Raw genomic sequence first — 22225 nt, forward strand, 5'->3', positions numbered from 1 at the left:
GCGCCGCTAGCCCTCGTAGCCCTCGGGGGCGAGGTACCGCTCGACGGTCTCGACCTTCGACGTCATCCCGTCCGTCACGCCCGGCCGGATGTCGGCCTTCAGGACCAGGGAGACACGCGGCGCGCGGGCCTCGACGGCGGCGACGGCGCGCTTGACGACGTCCATCACCTCGTCCCACTCGCCCTCGATCGAGGTGAACATCGCGTCGGTGCGGTTCGGCAGGCCGGACTCCCGGACGACGCGGACGGCGTCGGCGACGTACTCGCCCACGTCCTCGCCGACGCCCAGCGGGGAGACGGAGAAGGCGACGATCACGCGACGACGCCTTCCTGGCGGGCGCGCGCGGCGATGATCTCCGACTCGGCCTCGCGGCGCAGCATGCGCTCGGCGAAGAAGCCGCCGGTGGGCAGGACGGACAGGACGCCGTAGAGCGCGGCCCGGCCCAGCGTCCACTTGGCCTTGTACCAGGCCAGGGCCCAGAAGATCACGTAGAGGACGAACAGCACCCCGTGGATCATGCCCATGGCCGGGACGGCGTTGAAGTCGGTGGTGCGCTTCAGGATCGAGCAGACCAGCAGCAGCAGGAAGGACACCGCTTCGGGGGCGGAGACCAGGCGGAGCCGGCGCAGGGCGGAGGCGGTCTTGATGTCCACGGATTCCTCATCATCGACGGGGGCGTTCTACGGAGGCGTTCTTGTGAACGTGATCACAAGCCTCCGTCCATTATCTCCGCCCCCTCCCCCGCTCCCGCCCCGGGGGTCGAGAACCGGAGGAGGGCCGATAGCGTCCCCCTCCACGACGATGCACGCGGACGACCACCGCGGACGACGACCACCGGGGGAACCGCACCGATGAAGTTCGACTGGGACCGGCGCCACTGCTCGCGCCGGGGCCACATCACCTACGCGCCGGACGAGGCCCACCTGCGCGAGCGGCTGCACGCCACCACGCCCGTCGGCGAGGTCTGGCGCTGCCTGCGCTGCGGCGACTTCGCGCTGGGCGCGCCGCACGGCTCGGGCCCCGCCGACCAGGCACCCGAGGTGCCGCGCGGGCGGGCGCTGCGCGATCTGTTCATCCTGCGGTTCCTGGCGGTCGAGCGGCTGGTGCGCGGGGTCTTCATCGTGCTCGCGGCGTGGGCGGTGTGGAGGTTCAGCAACTCGCAGGACTCCGTCCGCCGGCTCTTCGAGGACCAGCTCTCGGTCTTCGGCCCGGTCGCCGAGCACTTCCACTACGACCTGGAGCACTCCCCGGTCGTCGACACCATCCGCAAGACCTTCGACTACAAGCACTCGACGCTGGTGATCGTCGCCGTCGCGCTGCTGGTGTACGCGCTCATCGAGATCGTCGAGGCGTTCGGCCTGTGGTGGGGCAAGCGCTGGGCGGAGTACCTGACGGTGGTCGCGACCGCCGCCTTCCTGCCCCTGGAGATCTTCGAGCTGACCGAGAAAATCAGCTGGATCAAGATCGCCACGCTGGCGCTCAACGTCCTGGCGGTGCTCTGGATCGCGCTGTCCAAGCGGCTGTTCGGGCTGCGCGGCGGCGTGGAGGCGTTCGAGGCCGAACGCCGCAGCGCCTCACTGCTGGAGGTCGAGGTCGCCGCCGGCGAGAAGCCGGCCGAAAAGCCTGTTCACACCGAACCGGTGACGGTTCCCGTACGGACGGATAGCGTCTGATCGTGGCCATGTTCCGATTGCAGGGCAGCAAAGTACTCGCCGTGGAGATGACCGGCGACGCCGTCAAGGCGAAGAACGGCGCGATGGTGGCCTACGACGGCCAGATGGCGTTCAAGAAGATGTCCGGGGGCGGTGAGGGGATCCGCGGCATGGTGACCCGGCGGCTGACCGGCGAGTCCATGGAGGTCATGGAGGTGAAGGGGCACGGCACGTGCTACTTCGCCGACCGTGCGAGCGAGATCAACCTAGTGCGGCTGAACGGCGAGAAGCTCTACGTCGAGGCCAGCAACCTGCTGGCGACCGACCCCGGGCTGCGGACCGGCACCACCTTCACGGGCCTGCGCGGCGCGAGCCAGGGCAACGGCCTGTTCACCACGACCGTCGAGGGCGTCGGCCAGGCCGCGATCACCTCGGACGGCCCGGCGATCGTGCTGCGGGTCTCCGCGGGCATGCCGCTGCAGGTCGACCCCGGCGCGTACGTGGCGCACACCGGCAACCTGCAGCAGCACTTCCAGACCGGCGTCAGCTGGCGGACGGTGCTGGGCGAGGGGTCCGGCGAGAGCTTCCAGATCCGTTTCGAGGGCGAGGGCCTGGTCTACGTGCAGCCCAGCGAGCGCAACACGATCGGGGGACAGCTCTAGTGCCGTTCACCAAGATCAATTCCAAGATGGTCGAGGCGCAGATCATCCCCGGCCAGCGGCTGTTCAGCCAGCGCGGCGCGATGCTCGCCTACCGCGGCGAGGTCTCGTTCACCCCGAACATCCAGGGCGGCCAGGGCGGCATCGCCTCGATGATCGGCCGGCGGGTCGCCAACGAGGCGACGCCGCTGATGACCGTCGAGGGCCAGGGCTCGGTGATGTTCGGGCACGGCGGCCACCACATCCACACCATCGACCTGAACGGCGAGACGCTCTACGTCGAGGCCGACCGGCTGCTGGCCTTCGACGGCACGCTGCAGCAGTCCACGATGTTCATGGGCTCGCAGGGCGGCGTCATGGGCGTGATCCGCGGCCAGGTCACCGGCCAGGGCCTGTTCACCACCACGCTCCAGGGCAAGGGCTCGGTCGCCGTCATGGCGCACGGCGGCGTCATCGAGCTGCCGATCACCCACCAGGGCGCGGTGCACGTCGACCCGCAGGCGTACGTGGCGCACCGCGGCGACGTGCGCAACAAGCTGTCGACGGCGCTGGGTTGGCGGGACATGGTGGGGCGGGGCTCGGGCGAGGCGTTCCAGCTGGAACTGTCGGGCCAGGGCACGGTGTACGTACAGGCGTCGGAGGACAAGCTGTGAGCGACGCACGAGAGGCCTTTGGGCCGCAGGCGCACGTCGAGCGGAACCTTCGCCGATCGGGCGGAGAAGCGAACGGAGAAGCGCTGTGAGCGCAATGGGCGTTGGCCCCGTCATCCACGATCCGCACTCGCTGCCGGTCGACGACAACGTCAACCCGTACGCGTTCAGCGTCGAGCTCAAGGGCCAGTGGTTCCTGCAGAAGGGGAAGATGATCGCCTATTACGGGCAGATCGACTTCCACGGCATCGGCCACGGCCGGCTCGACCGGCTGGTCGCCGCCAACTTCCACTCGCCGCTGCACGCCTCGGACTGGGTGGTCGCCGAGGGCCAGGGCAAGCTGCTGCTCGCGGACCGGGCCTACGACGTCAACTCGTTCGACCTGGAGAACGGCAACCTGACGATCCGGTCGGGCAACCTGCTCGCCTTCCAGCCCGGCCTGGCGCTCAAGCAGTCGATCATCCCCGGCTTCCTCACCCTGATCGGGACCGGCAAGTTCGTCGCCGCCTCGAACGGGGCGGTGCACTTCGTGGAGCCGCCGATCCGGGTGGACCCGCAGGCGCTGGTCGGCTGGGCGGACTGCCCCTCCCCCTGCCACCACTACGACCACGGCTACATGCGCGGCGTCCTGGGCGGCCTGCGGGCGCTCACCGGGATCGGCGGCACGTCGGGCGAGGAGCACCAGTTCGAGTTCGTCGGGGCCGGGCAGGTGCTGCTGCAGTCCACGGAGGTCCTGATGCCGGAGACGGCGACCGGGGGCGTCCCGGCGTCCGCGGGGCCCGGTGTGCCGGGCGCGGGCGTGCCGGGGGCTCCCGGCGGCCAGCAGGGGCAGGTACCGCGGCTGCCGGGGCAGCTGGGGGATCTGCAGCGGCGCTTCGGGCTGTAGCGGGAGGGCCGTCCGGCCCCGGCGGGACGGCCGTCCGACCAGGTGTTCGGGCGGCCCGTGCCGGGCTGTGACCGGTTGACTACGGGGCCCGTTCATACGGTTTTCAACTACCTGTAGAATTTACCGCATGGAGACTCAGAACGGCACCAAGTGGCTCACCGAGGACGAGCAGCGCGCCTGGCGCACCCATCTCGACGTCAGCCGACTGCTGATGCACCAGCTGGAGCGTGACCTGCAGCCGTTCGGCCTCACCAACAACGACTACGAGATCCTCGTCAACCTCTCGGAGTCCGACGACCGGCGGATGCGGATGAGCGACCTCGCCCGGGTCACCCTCCAGTCCAAGAGCCGGCTCTCCCACCAGATCACCCGGATGGAGAGCACCGGCATGGTCCGACGCGAGAACTGCGAGTCCGACCGGCGCGGGCTGTACGCGGTGCTCACCGAGCAGGGCTGGGACACGATGCGCAAGGTGGCGCCGCACCACGTGGCGTCCGTGCGGGAGAACTTCATCGACCTGCTGCCGGCCGACGACCTGGCGGCGCTCTACAAGGCGCTGGCGCCCGTCGCCGAGCACCTGCGGACGGCGCGCGGCCGCTAGGTCCCATGAGGTCACCGTGAGGGGTCGGGCCGACCGGCCCGGCCCCCTCACGCGCCCGCTACGCCTGCGTGACGCTCTCGATCAGTTCGTCCGCGGCGGTGTACGGGTCCAGGGCGCCGGTGATGATGCGCTCCGCCAGGGCGTCGAGGCGCTGGTCGCCGTGCAGGTCGCCGATGCGCTCGCGCAGGGCGGTGACCGCGATGTTCTCGACCTCGTTGGCGGCGCGGCGCCGGCGGCGGGCGTTCAGGACGTCGTGCTCCTCCATCCACGCCCGGTGCTTCTCCAGGGCCTCGACGACCTCGTCGATGCCCTCGCCGCGGGCGGCGACGGTCTTGACGATCGGCGGCCGCCAGTCCCCCGGGCCGCGGGACTCCCCCAGCCCGAGCATGTGGTTCAGCTCACGCGCGGTGGAGTCGGCGCCGTCCCGGTCGGCCTTGTTCACCACGTAGACGTCGCCGATCTCCAGGATCCCGGCCTTCGCGGCCTGGATCCCGTCGCCCATGCCCGGCGCCAGCAGCACCACGCAGGTGTCCGCCTGGGCGGCGATCTCCACCTCGGACTGCCCGACGCCGACCGTCTCCACGAGGATCACCTCGCAGCCCGCCGCGTCGAGCACCCGGATCGCCTGCGGCGCCGACCAGGCGAGGCCGCCGAGGTGGCCGCGGGTCGCCATCGAGCGGATGTAGACGCCGGGGTCGGAGGCGTGCTCCGACATCCGGACCCGGTCGCCGAGCAGCGCGCCGCCGGAGAACGGCGAGGACGGGTCCACCGCCAGCACCCCGACCCGCTTGCCGCGCTTGCGGTACGCCGTGACCAGTGCGGACGTCGAGGTGGACTTGCCCACGCCGGGCGAGCCGGTCAGGCCCACCACGTACGCGCCGCCCGACAGCGGCGCGAGCGCGGCCATCACCTCCCGCAGCTGCGGGGACGCCCCCTCGACCAGCGAGATCAGCCGAGCCACGGCCCGCGGCCTGCCTTCGCGCGCCTGCTCGACCAGCGTGGCGACGTCCACCATCAGTGCTCCGTCTCTCGTCTGCTCACTTGCCGGGAACGCGGATGATCAGGGCGTCGCCCTGGCCGCCGCCGCCGCAGAGCGCCGCGGCGCCCGTACCGCCGCCCCGGCGCTTGAGCTCCAGCGCGAGGTGCAGGACGACGCGCGCCCCGGACATCCCGATCGGGTGACCGAGCGCGATCGCGCCGCCGTTGACGTTCACCTTTTCAGGTGTCACGCCGAGGTCCTTCATCGACTGCACGGCGACCGCCGCGAAGGCCTCGTTGATCTCGATCAGGTCCAGGTCGTCGACGGTCAGGCCGTCCTTCGCCAGCGCGTGCGTGATCGCGTTGGAGGGCTGCGACTGCAGCGAGTTGTCCGGGCCCGCCACGTTGCCGTGCGCGCCGATCTCGGCGATCCACTCCAGGCCCAGCTCCTCGGCCTTCGCCTTGGACATGACCACGACGGCGGCGGCGCCGTCGGAGATCTGCGAGGAGGTGCCGGCGGTGATCGTGCCGTCCTTGGCGAAGGCCGGGCGGAGCTTGGAGAGCGACTCCGTGGTGGTCTCGGCGCGGATGCCCTCGTCCTGGCTGAAGACCACCGGGTCGCCCTTGCGCTGCGGGATCTCGACGGGGGTGATCTCGGCCTCGAACAGGCCGTTCTTCTGCGCGGCGGCGGCGCGCTGGTGGGACAGGGCCGCGATCTCGTCCTGGGCCTCGCGGCCGATGCCGAGGCGGGTGTTGTGCTTCTCGGTCGACTCGCCCATCGGGATGTTCTCGAAGGAGTCGGTGAGGCCGTCGTACGCCATCGCGTCGAGCATCTCGATCGCGCCGTACTTGAAGCCGGCCCGGGAGTTCGGCAGCAGGTGCGGGGCGTTGGTCATCGACTCCTGGCCGCCCGCGACGATCACGTCGAACTCGCCGGCGCGGATCAGCTGGTCGGCCAGCGCGATCGCGTCGAGGCCCGAGAGGCAGACCTTGTTGATCGTCAGGGCCGGGACGTTCATCGGGATGCCGCCCTTGACGGCGGCCTGGCGGGCCGGGATCTGGCCGGCGCCGGCCTGCAGCACCTGGCCCATGATGACGTACTGCACCTGGTCGCCGCCGATCCCCGCGCGGTCCAGGGCCGCCTTGATGGCGACGCCCCCGAGGTCGGCGCCGCTGAAGGATCGCAGCGATCCCAGCAGCCGTCCCATGGGAGTTCGGGCACCTGCGACGATCACGGACGTACGTGGCTGGCTCATGGTGCGGGCCCCTTCAGCAGGAGAAGAGAGAAGTTAACGAGGGTTACCGTCAATGTACTGAGCGGTAAGCGCGCGGTCATCGGGCGGAACGTGTGATCGCGCGCACGTTGCGTTACGGGGTCGGGTAGCGGTGCACTGTTCCCATGCTGACTCGCATCGACCACATCGGTATCGCGTGCTTCGATCTCGACGCCACCGTCGAGTTCTACCGCGCCACGTACGGCTTCGAGGTCCACCACTCCGAGGTGAACGAGGAGCAGGGTGTACGGGAGGCCATGCTCAAGATCAACGAGACCTCCGACGGCGGCGCTTCCTACCTCCAGCTCCTGGAGCCGACCCGCGAGGACTCCGCGGTGGGCAAATGGCTGGCAAAGAACGGCGAGGGCGTGCACCACATCGCCTTCGGCACCGCGGACGTGGACGGCGACGCCGCCGACATCGCGGGGAAGGGCGTCCGGGTGCTCTACGAAGAGCCGCGGATCGGCTCCATGGGGTCACGGATCACGTTCCTGCACCCCAAGGACTGCCATGGTGTCCTCACCGAGCTGGTCACCGCCGCCAAGGACCACTGACCCCAGCCCCCCTTGGGCCGGTAGAGTGGCCCAGCCGACGGGTGGGCGTGGGGTACCGGCCCGCTCCACGGCGTGGATCAGACACACTTCTCCATAGGGCCCCGCGCAAACGGGGTTGTGGAGAGTCTCACCCGGTTGGCGGGTGAGAACGCCAGGGGACGGATGGGACCGCGGAGTGCGGGGCAACGACCGCTACGAGGCCGACGACCACCTCTCGCTGTTCGAGGCCGAGATGGAGCGGCTTCGCACCGAGCGGGGTAAGGCCGTCGAGCACGCCGACGACCTGGGCTACCAGGTCGAGGTTCTGCGCGCCAAACTTCACGAGGCACGCCGCAATCTCGCCTCCCGCCCCGCCTACGACAACATCGGCCACCAGGCCGACCAGCTGCTCCGCAACGCCCAGATCCAGGCGGACCAGCTGCGCACCGACGCGGAGCGCGAGCTGCGCGAGGCCCGCGCGGCCACCCAGCGGCTGCTCCAGGAGCAGGCCGAGCGGCAGTCGCGCTTCGAGGCCGAATGGCACGCGGAGGCGGTCGCCCGGCGCCGCCAGCTCGACGAGGAGCTGGGCGAGCGCCGGGCCACCGTCGAGACCCACGTCAACGAGAACGTGGCCTGGGCCGAGCAGCTGCGGGCCCGCAGCGAGTCCCAGGCGCGCCGGCTGCTGGACGAGACCCGCGCCGAGTCCGAGGCGGCGCTGGCCGCCGCCCGCGCCGAGGCGACCCGGATCGCCGAGCAGACCCGCGAGCGGCTCACCGCCGAGGCGGAGTCCGCGAAGTCCGAGGCCGAGCAGCTGCTGCGGCGCGCCAGGGCCGACGCGGAGCGGCTGCTGACCGCGGCCTCCAACCAGGCGCAGGAAGCCAGCAGCCAGGCCGAGCAGCTGCGCACGTCCACCCTCAGCGACTCCGACGCGGCCCGCCAGGAGGCCACCGAGCTGACCCGGCTCGCCCAGGAGCGGATGCGCGAGGCCGACGAGTCGCTGCGCGAGGCCCGCGCGGAGGCCGAGCGGCTGCGCGAGGAGGCCAACGCGGCCGCCTCGAAGCGGCTGTCCACCGCCGAGGCGGAGAACGAGCAGCGCAGCCGTACCGCCCGTGCCGAGATCGCCCGGATGGTCACGGAGGCGACCAAGGAGTCCGAGGCCGCCAAGGCCGAGGCCGAGCAGGTCCGCGCCGACGCGCTCGCCGAGGCCGAGCGGATCCGCGCCGAGGCCCAGGAGAAGGCGCGCTCCGCCGCCTCCGAGGACGCCGCGGCGCAGCTGGCCCAGGCCGCCAGGACCGCCGAGGAGGTGCTGACGAAGGCCTCCGAGGACGCCCGGTCCACCACCCGGGCGGCCGCCGAGGAGGCCGAGCGCATCCGCGGCGAGGCCGAGGCGGAGGCCGAGCGGCTGCGCGGCCAGGCCGAGGCGTCCGCGCAGGAGCTGCGCGGCGCCGCGCAGGACGACACCGAGGAGTACCGGGCCAAGACCGTCGAGCTGCAGGAGGAGGCGCGCAGGCTGCGCGGCGAGGCCGAGCAGCTGCGGGCCGACGCGGTCGCCGAGGGCGAGCGCATCCGCGGCGAGGCCCGCCGTGAGGCCGTCCAGCAGATCGAGGAGGCCGCCAGGACCGCCGAGGGCCTGCTGGCCAAGGCGAAGGCCGACGGCGACGAGATGCGCCAGGGCGCGTCCACCGAGGCCGACCGGATGCGGGCCGAGTCCACCGAGCGCGCCTCCGCGCTGAACAAGAAGGCCGAGGAGGCCCTGGAGCGGGCCCGCGCCGAGGCCGAGGCGCTGCGCACCGAGGCCGAGCAGCAGGCCGGCCAGGTCAAGGACGACGCCGAGGCCGAGGCGCGGCGGCAGCGCGACGAGGCCGAGCAGACCGTGCAGCGGCTGCGTGCCGACGCCGAGGCGGACCTCCTGCGGCTGCGCGAGGAGGCCGAGCAGCGCGTGGCCACCGCCGAGCAGGCGCTGCGCGACGCGCGCGGCGAGGCCGAGCGGCTGCGCCGCGAGGCCGCCGACGAGGCGGAACGGCTGCGGAACGAGGCCGCGGAACGGGTCCGCGCCCTGCAGGAGCAGGCCGAGAGCGAAACGGTACGGCTGCGCGACGAGGCCGCGTCCGACGCGTCGCAGACCCGCGCCGAGGCCGAGACGATCGCGGTGCGGCTGCGCACCGACGCCGCCACCGAGGCCGAGCAATTGCGCACCGAGGCGCAGGAGACCGCGGGCCGGCTGCGCGCGGAGGCCGCCGCCGCGGCCGAGCGCACCGCCACCGAGGCCGCCGAGGCGCTGGCCGCCGCCCAGGAGGAGGCCGCCCGCCGCCGCCGCGAGGCCGAGGAGCTGCTGGAGTCCGCGCGCGCCGAGGCCGACCAGGAGCGCGCCCAGGCCCGCCGCGAGAGCGAGGAGCTGCTCGCGTCGGCCCGTACCCGCGTCCAGGAGGCCGGGGACGAGGCCGACCGGCTGGTCGCCGAGGCCGAGGCCCGCGCCGGCGAGCTGGTCGCCGCCGCCGAACAGACCGCCCAGCAGGTCCGCGACGCCGTCGCGCACCTGCACGAGCAGGCCGACGAGGAGATCGCCGGGCTGCGTTCCGCCGCCGAGCACGCCGCGGAGCGGCTGCGCACCGAGGCCCAGGGCGAGGCCGACCGGCTGCACGCGGACGCCAACTCCGAGCGGGAGCGGGCCGCTGAGGACGCCTCACGGATCCGCCGGGAGGCCAAGGACGAGACGGACGCCGCCAAGTCGCTGGCGGAGCGCACCGTTTCCGAGGCGATCGAGGAGTCCGAGCGGCTGCGCACGGAGTCCCGCGAGGACGCCAACCGCCGCCGTACCGAGGCCGCCGGCCAGGCCGACCAGCTGATCACCAAGGCCCGCGAGGAGGCCGAGCGCCTCGGCATACTCGCCAAGGACGCGCTGGACACCGCGGAACGCGAGTCGGAGGCGACCCGCGCCGAGGCCGACCGGATCCGCGACGAGGCCCGCGAGGACGCCAACCGCCGCCGCAGCGAGGCCGCCGAGCAGGCGGACGAGCTGATCGCCAAGGCGCAGGCCGAGGCGGTGCGGATCGGCGCGGCCGCCGAGGAGCAGTCCGACACGATGGTCGGCGCCGCCCGGACGGAGGCCGAACGGATCTTCGCCGAGGCGACGCTGGAGGGCAACGCCGTGGTCGAGCGGGCCCGTACGGACGCGGACACGCTGCTGGGCGAGGCGCGCCGGGACGCCACGTCGATAAGGGAACGCACCGAGGAACTGCGCACGCGCGTGGAGTCCGAGGTAGAGGAGTTGCACGAGCGGGCCCGCAAGGAGTCCTCGGACCAGATGCGGACGGCGGGCGAGCGGGTCGACAAGCTGGTCGCGGCCGCCACCGAGCAGCTCACCGAGGCCGAGGCGAAGGCCGAGGAGGTCAGGTCCACGGCCGAGTCCGAGGCGAGCAAGGTACGGATCGCCGCCGTCAAGAAGGCCGAGGGGCTGCTCAAGGAAGCCGAGCAGAAGAAGGCCGACGCGGAGCGGGAGGCGGAGCGGGTCAAGGGGGAGGCCCGGGCCGAGGCGGAGCGTACGGTCAACGAGGGGAAGCGCGAGTTGGAGCTCCTGGTGCGCCGCAGACAGGACATCAATGCCGAGATCTCCCGTGTCCAGGACGTCCTGGAGGCGTTGGAGTCATTCGAGACCCCTGGTGGCGGGAAGAACGCGGTGACCGCCGGAGCGGGGGCCGGAACCACCCGTTCGGGGGGCAAGCGCAACGACGATGCTCCACTCGATTGAGCGGACATTCTGCATACCTAATAAGCAATGGCTCGGTGACACGCCGTCCGGGCCCCTAGGATTCCCTCTATCACCTCACCCGGTCTGAATTGACAGGAACCCCATGAGTGACACCTCCTCCCCCTTCGGCTTCGAACTCGTTCGGCGCGGATATGACCGCGGTCAGGTGGACGACCGCATCACCAAGCTCGTCGCCGACCGTGACAGCGCACTGACCCGGATCACCGCCCTCGAGAAGCGGATCGAGGAGCTACACCTCGAGACCCAGAACGCGCAGGCGCAGGTCAACGACGCCGAGCCGTCGTACGCCGGCCTCGGCGCCCGCGTCGAGAAGATCCTCCGCCTCGCCGAGGAGGAGGCGAAGGACCTTCGTGAGGAGGCCCGTCGCGCGGCCGAGCAGCACCGCGAGCTGGCGGAGTCCGCCGCCAACCAGGTGCGCAACGACGCCGAGACCTTCGCCGCGGACCGCAAGGCCAAGGCCGAGGACGAGGGCGCCCGGATCGTCGACAAGGCGAAGTCCGACTCCTCGCAGCTGCGGGGCGAGGCCCAGAAGGACGCGCAGGCCAAGCGCGAGGAGGCCGACGCCCTCTTCGAGGAGACCCGTGCCAAGGCCGCCCAGGCCGCGGCCGACTTCGAGACCAACCTGGCCAAGCGCCGCGAGCAGTCCGAGCGCGACCTGGCCTCGCGTCAGGCCAAGGCCGAGAAGCGCCTGGCGGAGATCGAGCACCGCGCCGAGCAGCTCCGCCTGGAGGCCGAGAAGCTCCGCACCGACGCCGAGCGCCGCGCCCGCCAGACGGTGGAGACGGCCCAGCGCCAGTCCGAGGACATCGTCGCGGACGCGAACGCGAAGGCCGACCGGATCCGCAGCGAGTCCGAGCGCGAGCTGGCGGCGCTCACCAACCGCCGCGACAGCATCAACGCCCAGCTGACCAACGTCCGCGAGATGCTGGCCACCCTCACCGGTGCGGCGGTGGCCGCGGCCACCGGCCCGGCCGACGAGGAGCCGATCTCCCGCGGCGTCCCGGCGCAGCAGAGCCGCTGATCCCCATCGGACGGGCCCACCCAGCCCGCTGATGCCCCATCACCGAAAGCCTCCATCCTCCTCGGATGGGGGTTTTCGGCGTGACGGAGGCCCGCGCGAACCGTAGGTTGGGACCATGATTGAACTACAGGGGCTCACGAAGCGGTACGGGGCCAAGACCGCTGTCGACAACCTCACGTTCACCGTGCGCCCCGGCGTGGTGACCGGCTTCCTGGGCCCGAACGGGGCGGGCAAGTCCACGACCATGCGGATGATGCTGGATCTGGACAGGCCGACCGCGGGCGACGTGCGCATCGACGGCAAGCACTACCGTGACCTGAGCGAGCCGTTCAAGTACATCGGCGCCCTCCTGGACGCGAAGGCCATCCACGGCGGCCGCACCGCGTACAACCACCTGCTGTGCCTCGCGCAGTCCAACCGTCTCCCGCCCTCCCGGGTCGACGAGGTCCTCCAGACGGTGGGCCTGTCCTCGGTCGCGAAGAAGCGGTCCAAGGGCTTCTCACTGGGTATGGGCCAGCGGCTCGGCATCGCCGGCGCCCTCCTCGGCGACCCGGAGATCCTGATGTTCGACGAGCCGGTCAACGGGCTCGACCCCGAGGGCATCCACTGGATCCGCAACCTCATGAAGGATCTGGCAGCCAAGGGCCGCACGGTCTTCGTCTCCAGCCACCTGATGAGCGAGATGGCGCTGACCGCCGACCACCTCGTCGTCATCGGCCAGGGCCGGCTGCTCGCGGACACCTCGATGGCGGACTTCATCGCGACGAACTCCCGCTCGTACGTCCGGGTGAGGACCCCCGAACCGGAACGGCTGCGCGACGCGCTGGCCGCCGCCCGGATCACCCCGGTGGTCACCGGCGACGGCTCCTTCGAGATCGAGGACGGCGATCCCGCGCGGATCGGCGAGCTGGCGGCCAAGCACCAGTTGACCCTTCACGAGCTCAGCCCGCAGCGGGCCTCCCTGGAAGACGCGTTCATGCAGCTCACCGCAGAGTCGGTGGAGTACCACGCAGGCGGCCACGCCGCCGGTGTCGCGGCGCCGGTCGCGAACGCCGCCGCCCCGCAGTGGGGCGCCGGCTGGTCCGATGCTTCCGGCAACGCTCCCCGCAACGGAAAGGAGTCCTGACCATGGCGGCTCCGGGCGCGGTCCTCCAGTCGGAATGGACCAAGATCAGGACGGTACGGTCCACGGTGTGGACACTGGCGCTGGCGTTCATCGTCACCGTCGCCCTCAGCGCGGTCATCTGCCTGGTGATCAAGAACAGCTTCAACGACATGTCCGAGGGGGACCGGGCCACCTTCGACGCCACCAGCTCCAGCTTCGCGGGGATGGCGCTCGGTCAGCTCGCGCTGATCGTCTTCGGCGTACTGGTGATCGCCAGCGAGTACAGCTCCGGCATGATCCGCACCTCCCTCGCGGCGGTCCCGCAACGTGCCTCGTTCTACTTCTCCAAGGTCACCATCGCCGGTCTGCTGGCGCTCGTGGTCGGCATGGCCACTAGCTTCGTCTCGTTCTTCCTCGGACAATCCCTGCTCGGCAGCCACAAGGCGTCGATCGGCGACCCGGGCGTGCTGCGCGCGGTGTTCGGCACCGGGCTGTACATGGCGCTCCTGGTGCTGTTCTGCGTGGGCGTCGCGACGATGCTGCGCAGCCCGATGCTCGGCCTGGGCATCCTGATGCCGTTCTTCTTCCTCGTCTCGCCGATCCTGTCGGCGGTGCCGAAGGTGAAGACGGTCGCGAAGTACTTCCCGGACCAGGCCGGCCAGCAGATCATGAACGTGGTGCAGGGCGGCCCGAGCGACAACTCGGCTCCGTACGGGCCCTGGGCCGGGATGGCCATCATGGCCGTCTGGGTGGTCGCCGCGCTGCTCGGCGGCTATCTGGTGCTCAAGAACCGCGACGCGTAGGCGCCGCGGGAGCGTACCGGCAGGGGTGCCGGAAGAACACCCCTGCTGGAACCGCTCGTGCCCCTGTAGCCTCCTAAACCTCACGGGGGCACGTGCCCCGGTTGAATGCGAGGGGCAAGCATGATCGAGGCAACGGGCCTCACCAAGCGCTATGGCGCGAAGACGGCTGTGTACAACCTGTCGTTCCAGGTCCGACCGGGCGCCGTGACCGGCTTCCTCGGACCGAACGGTTCGGGCAAGTCCACCACCATGCGGATGATCCTGGGCCTCGACGACCCGTCGGCGGGGCACGTCACCATCGGCGGCCAGCCGTTCCGGCAGCTGACGAACGCCCCCCGCAGGGTCGGTGCGCTGCTCGACGCCAAGGCCGTGCACGGCGGCCGCAGCGCGCGCCAGCACCTGCTGTGCCTGGCGCAGCTGTCCGGCATCCCGGCCCGCCGGGTGGACGAGGTGCTGGGCGTCGTCGGCCTGCAGGACGTGGCGTCGCGCCGCTCCAAGGGCTTCTCGCTCGGCATGGGCCAGCGGCTCGGCATAGCCGGCGCCCTGCTCGGCGACCCCGAGGTGCTGCTCTTCGACGAGCCGGTCAACGGCCTCGACCCCGAGGGCATCCTCTGGGTCCGCAACCTCATGCGGAAGCTCGCCGCCGAGGGCCGCACGGTCTTCGTGTCGAGCCACCTGATGAGCGAGATGGCGCTGACCGCCGACCACTTGATCGTGATCGGCCGCGGGCAGCTGCTCGCGGACATGAGCGTCAAGGACTTCATCGCCCGCAACTCGACCGCGCACGCCACCGTCCGCACCCCGGACGACGCCGGCTCGCGCGAGAAGCTGTCGAAGGCGCTCAGCGAGGCCGGCGGGCAGGTGCAGCCCGAGCAGGACGGCGCCCTGCGCGTCACCGGCCTGGAGCTGCCGCGGATCAGCGACCTGGCGCACGAGATCGACGTGCGCCTGTGGGAACTCTCGCCGCACCAGGCCTCGCTGGAAGAGGCGTACATGCGGATGACGAGCGGCGCGGTGGACTACCGCTCCACGCAGGACCCGCGCCAGGGCCTGCAGCAGCCCGCCCAGCACCCGCAGCAGGGCTACCCGCAGGGCGGGTACCCCCAGCAGGGCCAGTACCCGACGCAGGGGTACCCGCAGGCCGGCTACCCGCAGCAGGCGCCCGGCGGCTGGGGCCAGCCCCCGGCGCAGCAGGCACCGTACGGGCAGCAGCCGCAGCCGTACGCCCAGCCCTACGGCCAGCAGCCCGCGGGCCCGCCGCCGCAGCCGTACGCGGCGACCACCGCCGTGCCCGCCCAGCCGCCGGCCGCACCGGCCGCGCCTGCCGCGCCCCCCGCCGCCCCGGCGGCTCCGGCCGCCCCCGCCGCGCCCCCCGCGGCTCCCTCCGCCGCTCCCAGCCTCACCAAGTCCGACAGCGAGGACGCCCGATGACCGCCCCCGTCCCCGCCCCTTACACGTACGCCCAGCAGTACACGTCGCCGATCCCGGTGCAGAACACCACGCTGGCGCACGCGCTGAAGTCCGAGTGGACGAAGATCCGCACGGTGCGCTCCACGGTGTGGACGCTCAGCGTGATGCTCGTGGTGGTCATCGGCATCGGCATGCTGGTGACGATGGCGATGGCCCAGGACGACTACGTCGGGCTGCCGCTGCTCAGCGGCGGCCTGTTCGGGCTGATGCTCGGCCAGCTCGCGGTGATCACCCTCGGTGTCCTGGTGGTGACCTCCGAGTACAGCACCGGCATGATCCGCACGACGTTCACCGCCTGCCCGAGCCGTTCGCGCGTGCTGACGGCCAAGGCGATCGTCTTCTTCAGCCTGGCGTTCGTGACGACGACCGCGGCCTGCGGCATCACCGCGCTCATCAACTCCGCGGCCCTGTCGGGCCAGGAGGTCCCGGACGGCGCCTCCGACGACGTGGTGATGCAGGGTTCGATCGAGGCCGGCAAAGTCGTCGCCAGCGGCGGCCAGTGGCTGGGCGCCACCGTCGGCGCCGGCCTGTTCGTGGCACTGCTCGGCCTGCTCTCGCTGGCGGTCGGCACCCTGCTGCGGCACTCGGCGGGTGCGATCACGGCCATGATGGGCGTGGTCCTGCTGCCGCTGATCCTCGCGCTCTTCATGTTCGCCGAGAGCATGCACTCGCTGCGCGACTTCCTGATCAAGTACTCGCCGCTCAACGGACTCGCGTCGATGTACCGCATCCCGATGGACGACGGCACCAGTACCGGCTGGCCGGGCCTGGGGCTGCTCGCGATCATCACGGCCGTCGCCCTCGGCTGCGCCTACGCCGTCCTGGCCAAGCGCGACGTCTAGCCGTGTGACGGCCGGCGCGCGTCAGTAGCGCGGCGCGTTGCGGGACCGCTGCACCCTCGTGGTGCGGCGGTCCTTCGCGTTCCAGCACGCGCGGTGCCAGTGCCGGCGGTCGTCGACGCCCCCGCGGTACTCGGGCCAGGCCACCAGGTGTCCGACGGAGGGCGGGATCTCCTGGTCGCACCCGGGGCAGCGGTAGCTCTTGCCCGCGGCGCTCCCGGCGATCGACCGCACCGACCACTCCTCCCCCTGCCAGGTCTCGGTACGCTCGAGACCCCGGCCGGGACCCGATTCCCCCGGACGATCTGCGGTGCTGTCACCACCGCGCGGGTGGTTACGACGCGGCGACATGGGACACCTCGCGGTTCGTTCGGATCGGATCAGGCCGTTCCAGGGTACGCGGCGGGTGACGGGCGGGGCGTACCTCCGATCCGGCCCCCACCTGCCCGTGTTGCCGAAAATCATGAAATCGCTGCGGTGAGCCGTGCCTTTGGCACGTGTCAAGCGTTAATGCCTGTAGAGGAGGGAGTGACCGATGCGCGTTGGGACTTTTGTTCTCGCAGCTCAGTTCCCCGGCCAGGGCCAGGGAGAGGTGCTGCACCGGGCGGTCCGGTCGGCCGAGCTGGCCGAGTCCGCGGGGCTGGACGCCGTGTGGCTGGCCGAGCACCATTTCGTTCCCTACGGAGTCTGCCCGTCCGCGGTGACGCTCGCGGCGTTTCTGCTGGGCCGCACGAGCACCATCGGCGTCGGCACCGCGGTCAGCGTGCTGCCGACCGCCCACCCGGTGGCCCTCGGCGAGCAGGCGGCCCTGCTGCACATCACGTCCGGCGGCCGCTTCACCCTGGGCGTCGGGCGCGGCGGCCCGTGGGTGGACCTGGAGGTCTTCGGCGCCGGCCTCGAAGCCTTCGAACACGGCTTCCCCGAATCACTCGACCTGCTGACGCGCTGGCTGCGCGAGCCCCTCGTCGGGGCGGACGGACCGCGCTACTCGTTCCGCGAGGTGCCCGTCGTACCGCGCCCCGACGAGCTGGACGAGCCGGGCCCGCCGGTGATCGTCGCCTGCACCTCCCCCAACTCCGTCCGGCTGGCGGCGGAGCGCGGGCTGCCGATGCTGCTCGGGATGCACTGCGGCGACGAGGAGAAGGCCGGGATGGTCGAGCTCTGGCAGCGCACGGCGCTGGCCGCCGGCCTCTCCCCCGAGGCCGTCGCGGCGGCCGGGGCCGAACATGTGTCGGCGGGGGTCGTGCAGATCGCGGACAGCCGCGCGGACGCGGTCGAGTCGCTGGTGAAGGCGATGCCGGGCTGGCTGCAGCGCGGCCTCGCGGCCCACCAGACGGTGGACGGCAGCGCACGCGCGATGCGGAACCCGCTCACTTACACGGAGTTGCTCTGCGATCTCCACCCGGTGGGCACGGCCCGGCTCTGCGCGGACCGGCTGGCGGCCACCTCGGAGCGGACGGGGATCACCCGCTTCGCCCTGCTCGTCGAGGGTTCGGGGGATCTGGCGGTCACGGAGGAGAACGTCATGCGGCTGGGCAGCGACGTGCTCCCGCAATTGGCCTGAACCGGAGAGCGGGAGCACGTGGACCGCTGTCACATGTGGATCAGCAGTCCCTGAATTCCGGTGACTGGTTGAGCAGTTGAGAGCGCACGGAAGTGAACTTTCCGTAACTCCCGTCAACAGCAGGGTCGAGCGGGAAGACCGCTACCCGGTGGCAATTCTGGAACGCGAGTCGGACCCCGAAATGGCGCTGCAGGGCACCCCGTATCGCGTCACTCGCCAGTGCGCGCAGCAGCTGCCCGCGCGCCTGCTCGTCCGGCGGCGGCACCTGGTTGTCGGCGAAGGAGCCGCCGTCAACCTTGAGTTGCGCCACCAGTGAACTGATCATCTCCCACGCGTACGGCAGGGAGGTCCGGACGCAGTCGACGAATTCCTTCTCGTCGACCTCGCCTCGCTCGGCCTGTTCGAGGAGGGCCGGTGAGACGTCGAGCGACATGGGTACTCCTCTCGTGACCCCGCGATGTGCGGGGCCAGACGGACATGGACCGGAAACCGTCCGAGCTTCTCCCGCACGACGGCTTCCACATGCAACGGTAGGCGGCGGGGTCCTGGGGCACCAGGAGGTAGCGCCCACAACCGGCCATTTTTCAACAGTCGCCCGGAGGGCGTTCATGAGGGCGAATCGCGCGCGGGGCGGGGCGTCGAGTAGCGTTGCTCACCATGCGCCTCGTCATTGCCCGCTGCTCCGTGGACTACGCGGGCAAGCTCTCCGCCCACCTTCCGTCGGCGACCCGTTTGCTCCTTGTCAAAGCCGACGGTTCGGTCTCCATCCACGCCGACGACCGCGCCTACAAGCCACTCAACTGGATGTCCCCGCCGTGCACACTCAAGGTGGGCGACGACGGTGTCTGGACGGTGGTCAACAAGGCCGGTGAGCAGCTGATCATCACCATCGAGGAGGTGCTCCACGACTCCTCGCACGAACTCGGGATCGACCCCGGCCTCATCAAGGACGGCGTCGAGGCCCACCTCCAGGAGCTGCTCGCGGACCGCATGGAGGTGCTGGGTGCGGGGTGGACCCTGATCCGGCGCGAGTACATGACGGCTATCGGGCCGGTCGACATCCTGTGCCGGGACGCCGAAGGCGTCACCGTGGCGGTGGAACTGAAGCGGCGCGGCGACATCGACGGTGTCGAGCAGCTCACGCGCTACCTCGAACTGCTGAACCGCGACCCGCACCTGGCGCCCGTGAGGGGCGTCTTCGCGGCGCAGGAGATCAAGCCGCAGGCGCGCGTGCTGGCCACCGACCGGGGCATCGGCTGCGTCGTCCTCGACTACGACGCGATGCGCGGCATCGAGGACGACAAGCTCCGCCTGTTCTGACCCCCGCCCCACCCGCCCCCGAGCGGGGCGCGCTGCGCGCGGGACCCCGGCCCGGGGATTGCCACCGGGCCGGGGTTTCGGTCTTACTGGCCGGTGCCGCCGGTCACCGGATCCGTAGTCGGCGTCGTGGTGGGCGGCGTCGTCGGAGGTGTCGTGGGCGGCGTCGTCGGTGGGATGGTGGGAGGCGTCGTCGGCGGCGTCGTCGGATGCGACGGGCTCGATGCGCCGCCGGTCGGCGTGCCCGGCTTGGTGGTCGGCTTCTGCCCAGGCGTCGACGAGGTGGAGCCGTTGCTCGGAACGGCCATCGTGCCGCCGGTGGTGGCGGACTGCGTCGGCTGGGCGGAACTCGCCGCCGGAGAGGCGCCGGGCTTCGTGGACGTCGTGCCGTCCGTGCTCTGCTGGTCGGCCGGGAGGCCGGCGTTCTGGTCGTCCGGTTGGGCGGATTCGACCGGCTTCACGTTGTTCGGCACGTTGCGGTTCTCGCTGCCGCCGGCAGAAGAGCCGAGGGTGACGACCGTGCCGATGACCGCCGCCAGCGCGGCGGCCGCGCCCGCGGCCAGCAGGTTGCGGCGGGGGTTGGCGAGAGCCGCCCGGACCGTGCGCCGGGCCGGCGGGCCGGCCGCCGCGAGGCGCTTGCTGATGACCGTGACCGGCGGGTCGTACGTGTCGAGGGGGGCCGTGGCGGACGCGGTGGACGCCACGTGCGCGCCCGGGCCCGCTCCGGGTATCTCCAGGCCCGCGGCGACCGGCGCGAGCGCCGCCGTGCCGCTGGCGCGGTCGTTGACGAGCGCGAGGGTCCGTCGGCCCACCAGGGTGCCCTGGCGGTCGGCGAGCGCCCCGCGCAGGGCTATGGAGGCCTCCAGCTCGGCCCGCGCGCGGTCCAGGTTCCCGGTGCAGAGCGCGAGCACGCCCAGCTCGTGATGGAAGTACGCCTCTTCGGCCACTTCGCCGGCCAGCCGGGCCGACTCCTGCCCGATCCGCAGCGCCCGCTCCCAGGCGCTCCAGTGCAGCCCCGCCGCGAACGCGGGGGCCGCGGTGCGGGCGAGGAGGACGGCGTTGCTGGGGTGTCCCGCGTCGCGGCAGGCGGCCATGGAGGCGAGGATCGCCTCGGCCTCGCCTGCGGCCCGCTCGGGCGAGACCGACGGGTGCCCCGCCCACCAGGTGTAGTGCTGGGCCGCGGCGAGGGCGTGGACGGTGTCCTCGGTCGCGGTGGACAGGCCCACCGACAGCTGCTGGCGCACCCCGGCGGCGAGCCGGTAGTGCGCGGCGACGGGGACGGCGAGGCCGCACGCGGCGATCTCGCCGAGCGCGGCGTCGCCGTGGGTGTCGCCCACGAGCGCGGGCAGGTGCGAGGGGTGCGGGCACTCGCCGTCGAGCGCGACGGCGAAGTCCAGCGCCAGCTGGGCCGCCTCGCTCAGCCGGGACGCCAGGAGTTCGGCGGGCGCGGCGCTCTCGGCGAGCGAGGGCAGCGGGACGCGGCCGGCGGGCTCGGCGTCGAACGGGCCGCCGGAGTCGGGGTCGGACGTCCAGACGGAGTCGTCCCACTCCTGGCCCGGCTCGACCGGGTTGCGCAGGACGTCGCGCTGCCGCAGCAGCGCACCGGCCTGGAAGAAGCGCAGCGGCAGCCCCTCGGACTCGAACCAGAGGTCGGCCGCCCAGGCGGCCTCCTCCTCGTCCAGGGGCCGCTCCACGACGTGCTCCAGCAGTTCCAGGCACGCGACGCGGGTGAGGCCGGGCAGGAAGACCTCTTCGATCAGCGAGTCGGAGGCCGGGGCCGCGACGTCCGGGGTCGCGGTGATCAGGAAGGCGCACTCCGGTACGGCGTTCAGCAGCTCTTCGAGCGCCGCGCCGCCGAACTCCAGGTCGTCCAGCACGACGATCGCGCCGACGTCGCTCAGCAGCTCCAGGAGCCGCGGGCGGTCAGGGCGGTACCCGTCGGCCTCGTAGACCAGGGAGAAGAGGTCCTGCAGCAGGTCGGCGGCGGTCCGGCGGTATCCGGACAGCCGCAGGATGCCGTCGGGCGCGAGGTCGGCGCAGGCCTCGGCCACGACGTCCAGCAGCGAGCTGCGGCCGGCGCCGGAGGGGCCGGTGACCCGCACCGAGCGGCCGCGGGCGAGCAGCCGGATCAGCCGCTCCCGCTCCTCGTCGCGCTCCAGCAGCGGCAGCTCGGGCACGCGCGGGCCCGGGGGCAGCTGCGGGCGGCGGGCCTCGGCCTGCCGCTGCCGGTCCTGCGCGCTGCGCGGCACGGGCTGGCGCCGCTCCTCGGGCGGGCACTGCGCGACCTCGCTGCCGTCCACCGGGTTCACGGTGAGCAGGAAGTCGCCCGCGACGACCTGGACGACCCGCGCGCGGGTCGGTCCGCCCGTGTCCCCTTCGGGCCACAGGGTCTCCCCGCCGAAGGCGGGGGCAGGCTCGCGCTGCGGGCGCGATATGCGCGCCAGCGCCATGGTTTCGTCGGCGAGACCCGCTTCGGGCTCGGGTGTCGCGAGATCGTCTGGTCGACCGGAGTGTGGGTCCATTGGTTTCCGCCCCCCATATGCGTCGCGTACGGGGTCGTGTCGGACCACCGTACGTCCGCTTGTCGGACCGGTCCGGCTCCCCTCCTCGACCCACCGTGTGGCGGGCCGGAAACCGAACTCTAAAGCCCCGGACAGTATTGCCGAAGGGCAGGGGCGCCGTGCCGCCCTTACATCACCTTTCAGCCTCGATCGCCAGGATTCGGTGCAGTCGTGTGGCTACGAGCAGCCGCTGCATCTGTGGCGGGACGCCCCGCAGCACGAGCCGGCGGTTGACCCGGCCCGCCCTGCGGTGCGCCCCCATGATCACGCCCAGTCCCGCGGCGTCCCACGAATCCAAAGCTGTCAGGTCCAGCACAAGATCGCCGCAACCGGAGTCCACGGCGGTGTGCAGGACGGTACGGGCGTCCGCCGCACTGCGGACGTCGAGACGGCCTCCGACGACCAGCTCGGCATGGTCGCCCTGGATATGCATAGATCGCTCCCGGTGGAGTGATGGCGTGGTGGATTCCGCGATGGCTCACCACAACTGACGGTTCGTCGCATATAAACGTTGCCGTGCGTGAGGGAACCGCTACCGAATTC

At 71.9% G+C, this 22225-nt stretch carries 22 protein-coding genes; 14 read left to right on the plus strand and 8 right to left on the minus strand.

The genetic code is table 11. The features are described 5' to 3' along the window. Positions 1-6: 6 nt before the first annotated feature. Positions 7-315, minus strand: a complete 309-nt coding sequence (locus ABZ721_RS06790; RefSeq protein WP_358787523.1) for an MTH1187 family thiamine-binding protein — start codon at positions 313-315, stop codon at positions 7-9. Next, the gene (locus ABZ721_RS06795) at positions 312-653 is read right to left on the minus strand and encodes a DUF3817 domain-containing protein (RefSeq protein WP_358787524.1); all 342 of its coding nucleotides are present in this window, start codon (positions 651-653) and stop codon (positions 312-314) included. The genes ABZ721_RS06790 and ABZ721_RS06795 overlap by 4 nt, the downstream gene beginning before the upstream one ends. A gap of 198 nt (positions 654-851) precedes the next feature. Between ABZ721_RS06795 and ABZ721_RS06800 the strand changes: the two genes are divergently transcribed. The 5 genes from ABZ721_RS06800 (at position 852) to ABZ721_RS06820 (ending at position 4448) form a co-directional block, all read left to right on the plus strand. Continuing rightward, positions 852-1673, plus strand: a complete 822-nt coding sequence (locus ABZ721_RS06800; protein ID WP_358787525.1) for a DUF2127 domain-containing protein — start codon at positions 852-854, stop codon at positions 1671-1673. A gap of 2 nt (positions 1674-1675) precedes the next feature. After that, positions 1676-2314, plus strand: coding sequence for an AIM24 family protein (locus ABZ721_RS06805; protein WP_358787526.1), 639 nt, complete (start codon positions 1676-1678; stop codon positions 2312-2314). Next, positions 2314-2964, plus strand: coding sequence for an AIM24 family protein (locus tag ABZ721_RS06810; protein WP_358787527.1), 651 nt, complete (start codon positions 2314-2316; stop codon positions 2962-2964). The genes ABZ721_RS06805 and ABZ721_RS06810 overlap by 1 nt, the downstream gene beginning before the upstream one ends. A 94-nt stretch (positions 2965-3058) precedes the next feature. Continuing rightward, on the plus strand, positions 3059-3847 hold the full coding sequence (locus ABZ721_RS06815; RefSeq protein ID WP_358787650.1) for an AIM24 family protein: 789 nt from the start codon (positions 3059-3061) through the stop codon (positions 3845-3847). Positions 3848-3974: 127 nt separating this feature from the next. After that, positions 3975-4448, plus strand: coding sequence for a MarR family transcriptional regulator (locus ABZ721_RS06820; protein ID WP_358787528.1), 474 nt, complete (start codon positions 3975-3977; stop codon positions 4446-4448). Positions 4449-4506: 58 nt separating this feature from the next. Here the strand turns inward: ABZ721_RS06820 and meaB are convergent, their stop codons facing one another. Both meaB and ABZ721_RS06830 read right to left on the minus strand, forming a co-directional pair. Then, the gene (meaB, locus tag ABZ721_RS06825; RefSeq protein ID WP_358787529.1) at positions 4507-5463 is read right to left on the minus strand and encodes a methylmalonyl Co-A mutase-associated GTPase MeaB; all 957 of its coding nucleotides are present in this window, start codon (positions 5461-5463) and stop codon (positions 4507-4509) included. Between the two features lie 22 nt (positions 5464-5485). After that, the gene (locus tag ABZ721_RS06830) at positions 5486-6661 is read right to left on the minus strand and encodes an acetyl-CoA C-acetyltransferase (RefSeq protein WP_358787651.1); all 1176 of its coding nucleotides are present in this window, start codon (positions 6659-6661) and stop codon (positions 5486-5488) included. A 164-nt stretch (positions 6662-6825) separates the two neighbouring features. Between ABZ721_RS06830 and mce the strand changes: the two genes are divergently transcribed. The 7 genes from mce to ABZ721_RS06865 all read left to right on the plus strand — a co-directional run bounded on the left by mce (position 6826) and on the right by ABZ721_RS06865 (position 16243). Next, a complete protein-coding gene (mce, locus tag ABZ721_RS06835; RefSeq protein WP_138357147.1) occupies positions 6826-7254 on the plus strand; it encodes a methylmalonyl-CoA epimerase in 429 nt (142 codons plus the stop codon). Positions 7255-7486: 232 nt separating this feature from the next. Continuing rightward, positions 7487-10981 carry a polarized growth protein Scy gene (gene scy, locus ABZ721_RS06840; protein ID WP_358787652.1) on the plus strand — a complete coding sequence of 1165 codons (3495 nt, stop codon included), beginning with the start codon at positions 7487-7489 and terminating at the stop codon, positions 10979-10981. Positions 10982-11084: 103 nt separating this feature from the next. Next, on the plus strand, positions 11085-12023 hold the full coding sequence (locus ABZ721_RS06845) for a cellulose-binding protein (protein ID WP_358787530.1): 939 nt from the start codon (positions 11085-11087) through the stop codon (positions 12021-12023). 115 nt (positions 12024-12138) lie between these two features. Beyond that, entirely contained in the window at positions 12139-13149 is a 1011-nt protein-coding gene (locus ABZ721_RS06850) for an ABC transporter ATP-binding protein (RefSeq protein WP_358787531.1), read from the plus strand. Positions 13150-13151: 2 nt separating this feature from the next. Further along, positions 13152-13931 (plus strand): ABC transporter permease, encoded by a 780-nt coding sequence (locus ABZ721_RS06855; RefSeq protein WP_358787532.1) that lies wholly within the window; start codon positions 13152-13154, stop codon positions 13929-13931. Positions 13932-14051: 120 nt separating this feature from the next. After that, on the plus strand, positions 14052-15362 hold the full coding sequence (locus tag ABZ721_RS06860) for an ATP-binding cassette domain-containing protein (RefSeq protein ID WP_358787533.1): 1311 nt from the start codon (positions 14052-14054) through the stop codon (positions 15360-15362). Beyond that, entirely contained in the window at positions 15359-16243 is an 885-nt protein-coding gene (locus ABZ721_RS06865; RefSeq protein ID WP_358787534.1) for an ABC transporter permease, read from the plus strand. Before ABZ721_RS06860 ends, ABZ721_RS06865 begins: the two co-directional genes overlap by 4 nt. Before the next feature lie 21 nt (positions 16244-16264). Here ABZ721_RS06865 and ABZ721_RS06870 read toward each other — a convergent pair whose 3' ends face one another. Then, a complete protein-coding gene (locus tag ABZ721_RS06870) occupies positions 16265-16591 on the minus strand; it encodes an ATP/GTP-binding protein (RefSeq protein WP_358787535.1) in 327 nt (108 codons plus the stop codon). Positions 16592-16775: 184 nt separating this feature from the next. Here ABZ721_RS06870 and ABZ721_RS06875 point away from each other — a divergent pair, with 184 nt between their 5' ends. Next, on the plus strand, positions 16776-17804 hold the full coding sequence (locus tag ABZ721_RS06875; RefSeq protein WP_358787536.1) for an LLM class flavin-dependent oxidoreductase: 1029 nt from the start codon (positions 16776-16778) through the stop codon (positions 17802-17804). Positions 17805-17844: 40 nt separating this feature from the next. Here ABZ721_RS06875 and ABZ721_RS06880 read toward each other — a convergent pair whose 3' ends face one another. Continuing rightward, entirely contained in the window at positions 17845-18237 is a 393-nt protein-coding gene (locus ABZ721_RS06880; RefSeq protein WP_138357354.1) for an SCO5389 family protein, read from the minus strand. A gap of 224 nt (positions 18238-18461) precedes the next feature. On the opposite strand from ABZ721_RS06880, the gene nucS reads away from it, so the two are divergent. Continuing rightward, complete coding sequence (gene nucS, locus ABZ721_RS06885; protein ID WP_358787537.1) at positions 18462-19124, plus strand: endonuclease NucS; 663 nt, start codon at positions 18462-18464, stop codon at positions 19122-19124. 83 nt (positions 19125-19207) lie between these two features. Here the strand turns inward: nucS and ABZ721_RS06890 are convergent, their stop codons facing one another. After that, the gene (locus ABZ721_RS06890) at positions 19208-21571 is read right to left on the minus strand and encodes an ATP-binding protein (protein WP_358787538.1); all 2364 of its coding nucleotides are present in this window, start codon (positions 21569-21571) and stop codon (positions 19208-19210) included. A gap of 244 nt (positions 21572-21815) precedes the next feature. Continuing rightward, positions 21816-22115, minus strand: coding sequence for an STAS domain-containing protein (locus ABZ721_RS06895; protein WP_138355950.1), 300 nt, complete (start codon positions 22113-22115; stop codon positions 21816-21818). Positions 22116-22225 lie beyond the last annotated feature (110 nt).

It is taken from the genome of Streptomyces sp. NPDC006733 (assembly GCF_040636125.1).
Lineage (GTDB): Bacteria > Actinomycetota > Actinomycetes > Streptomycetales > Streptomycetaceae > Actinacidiphila.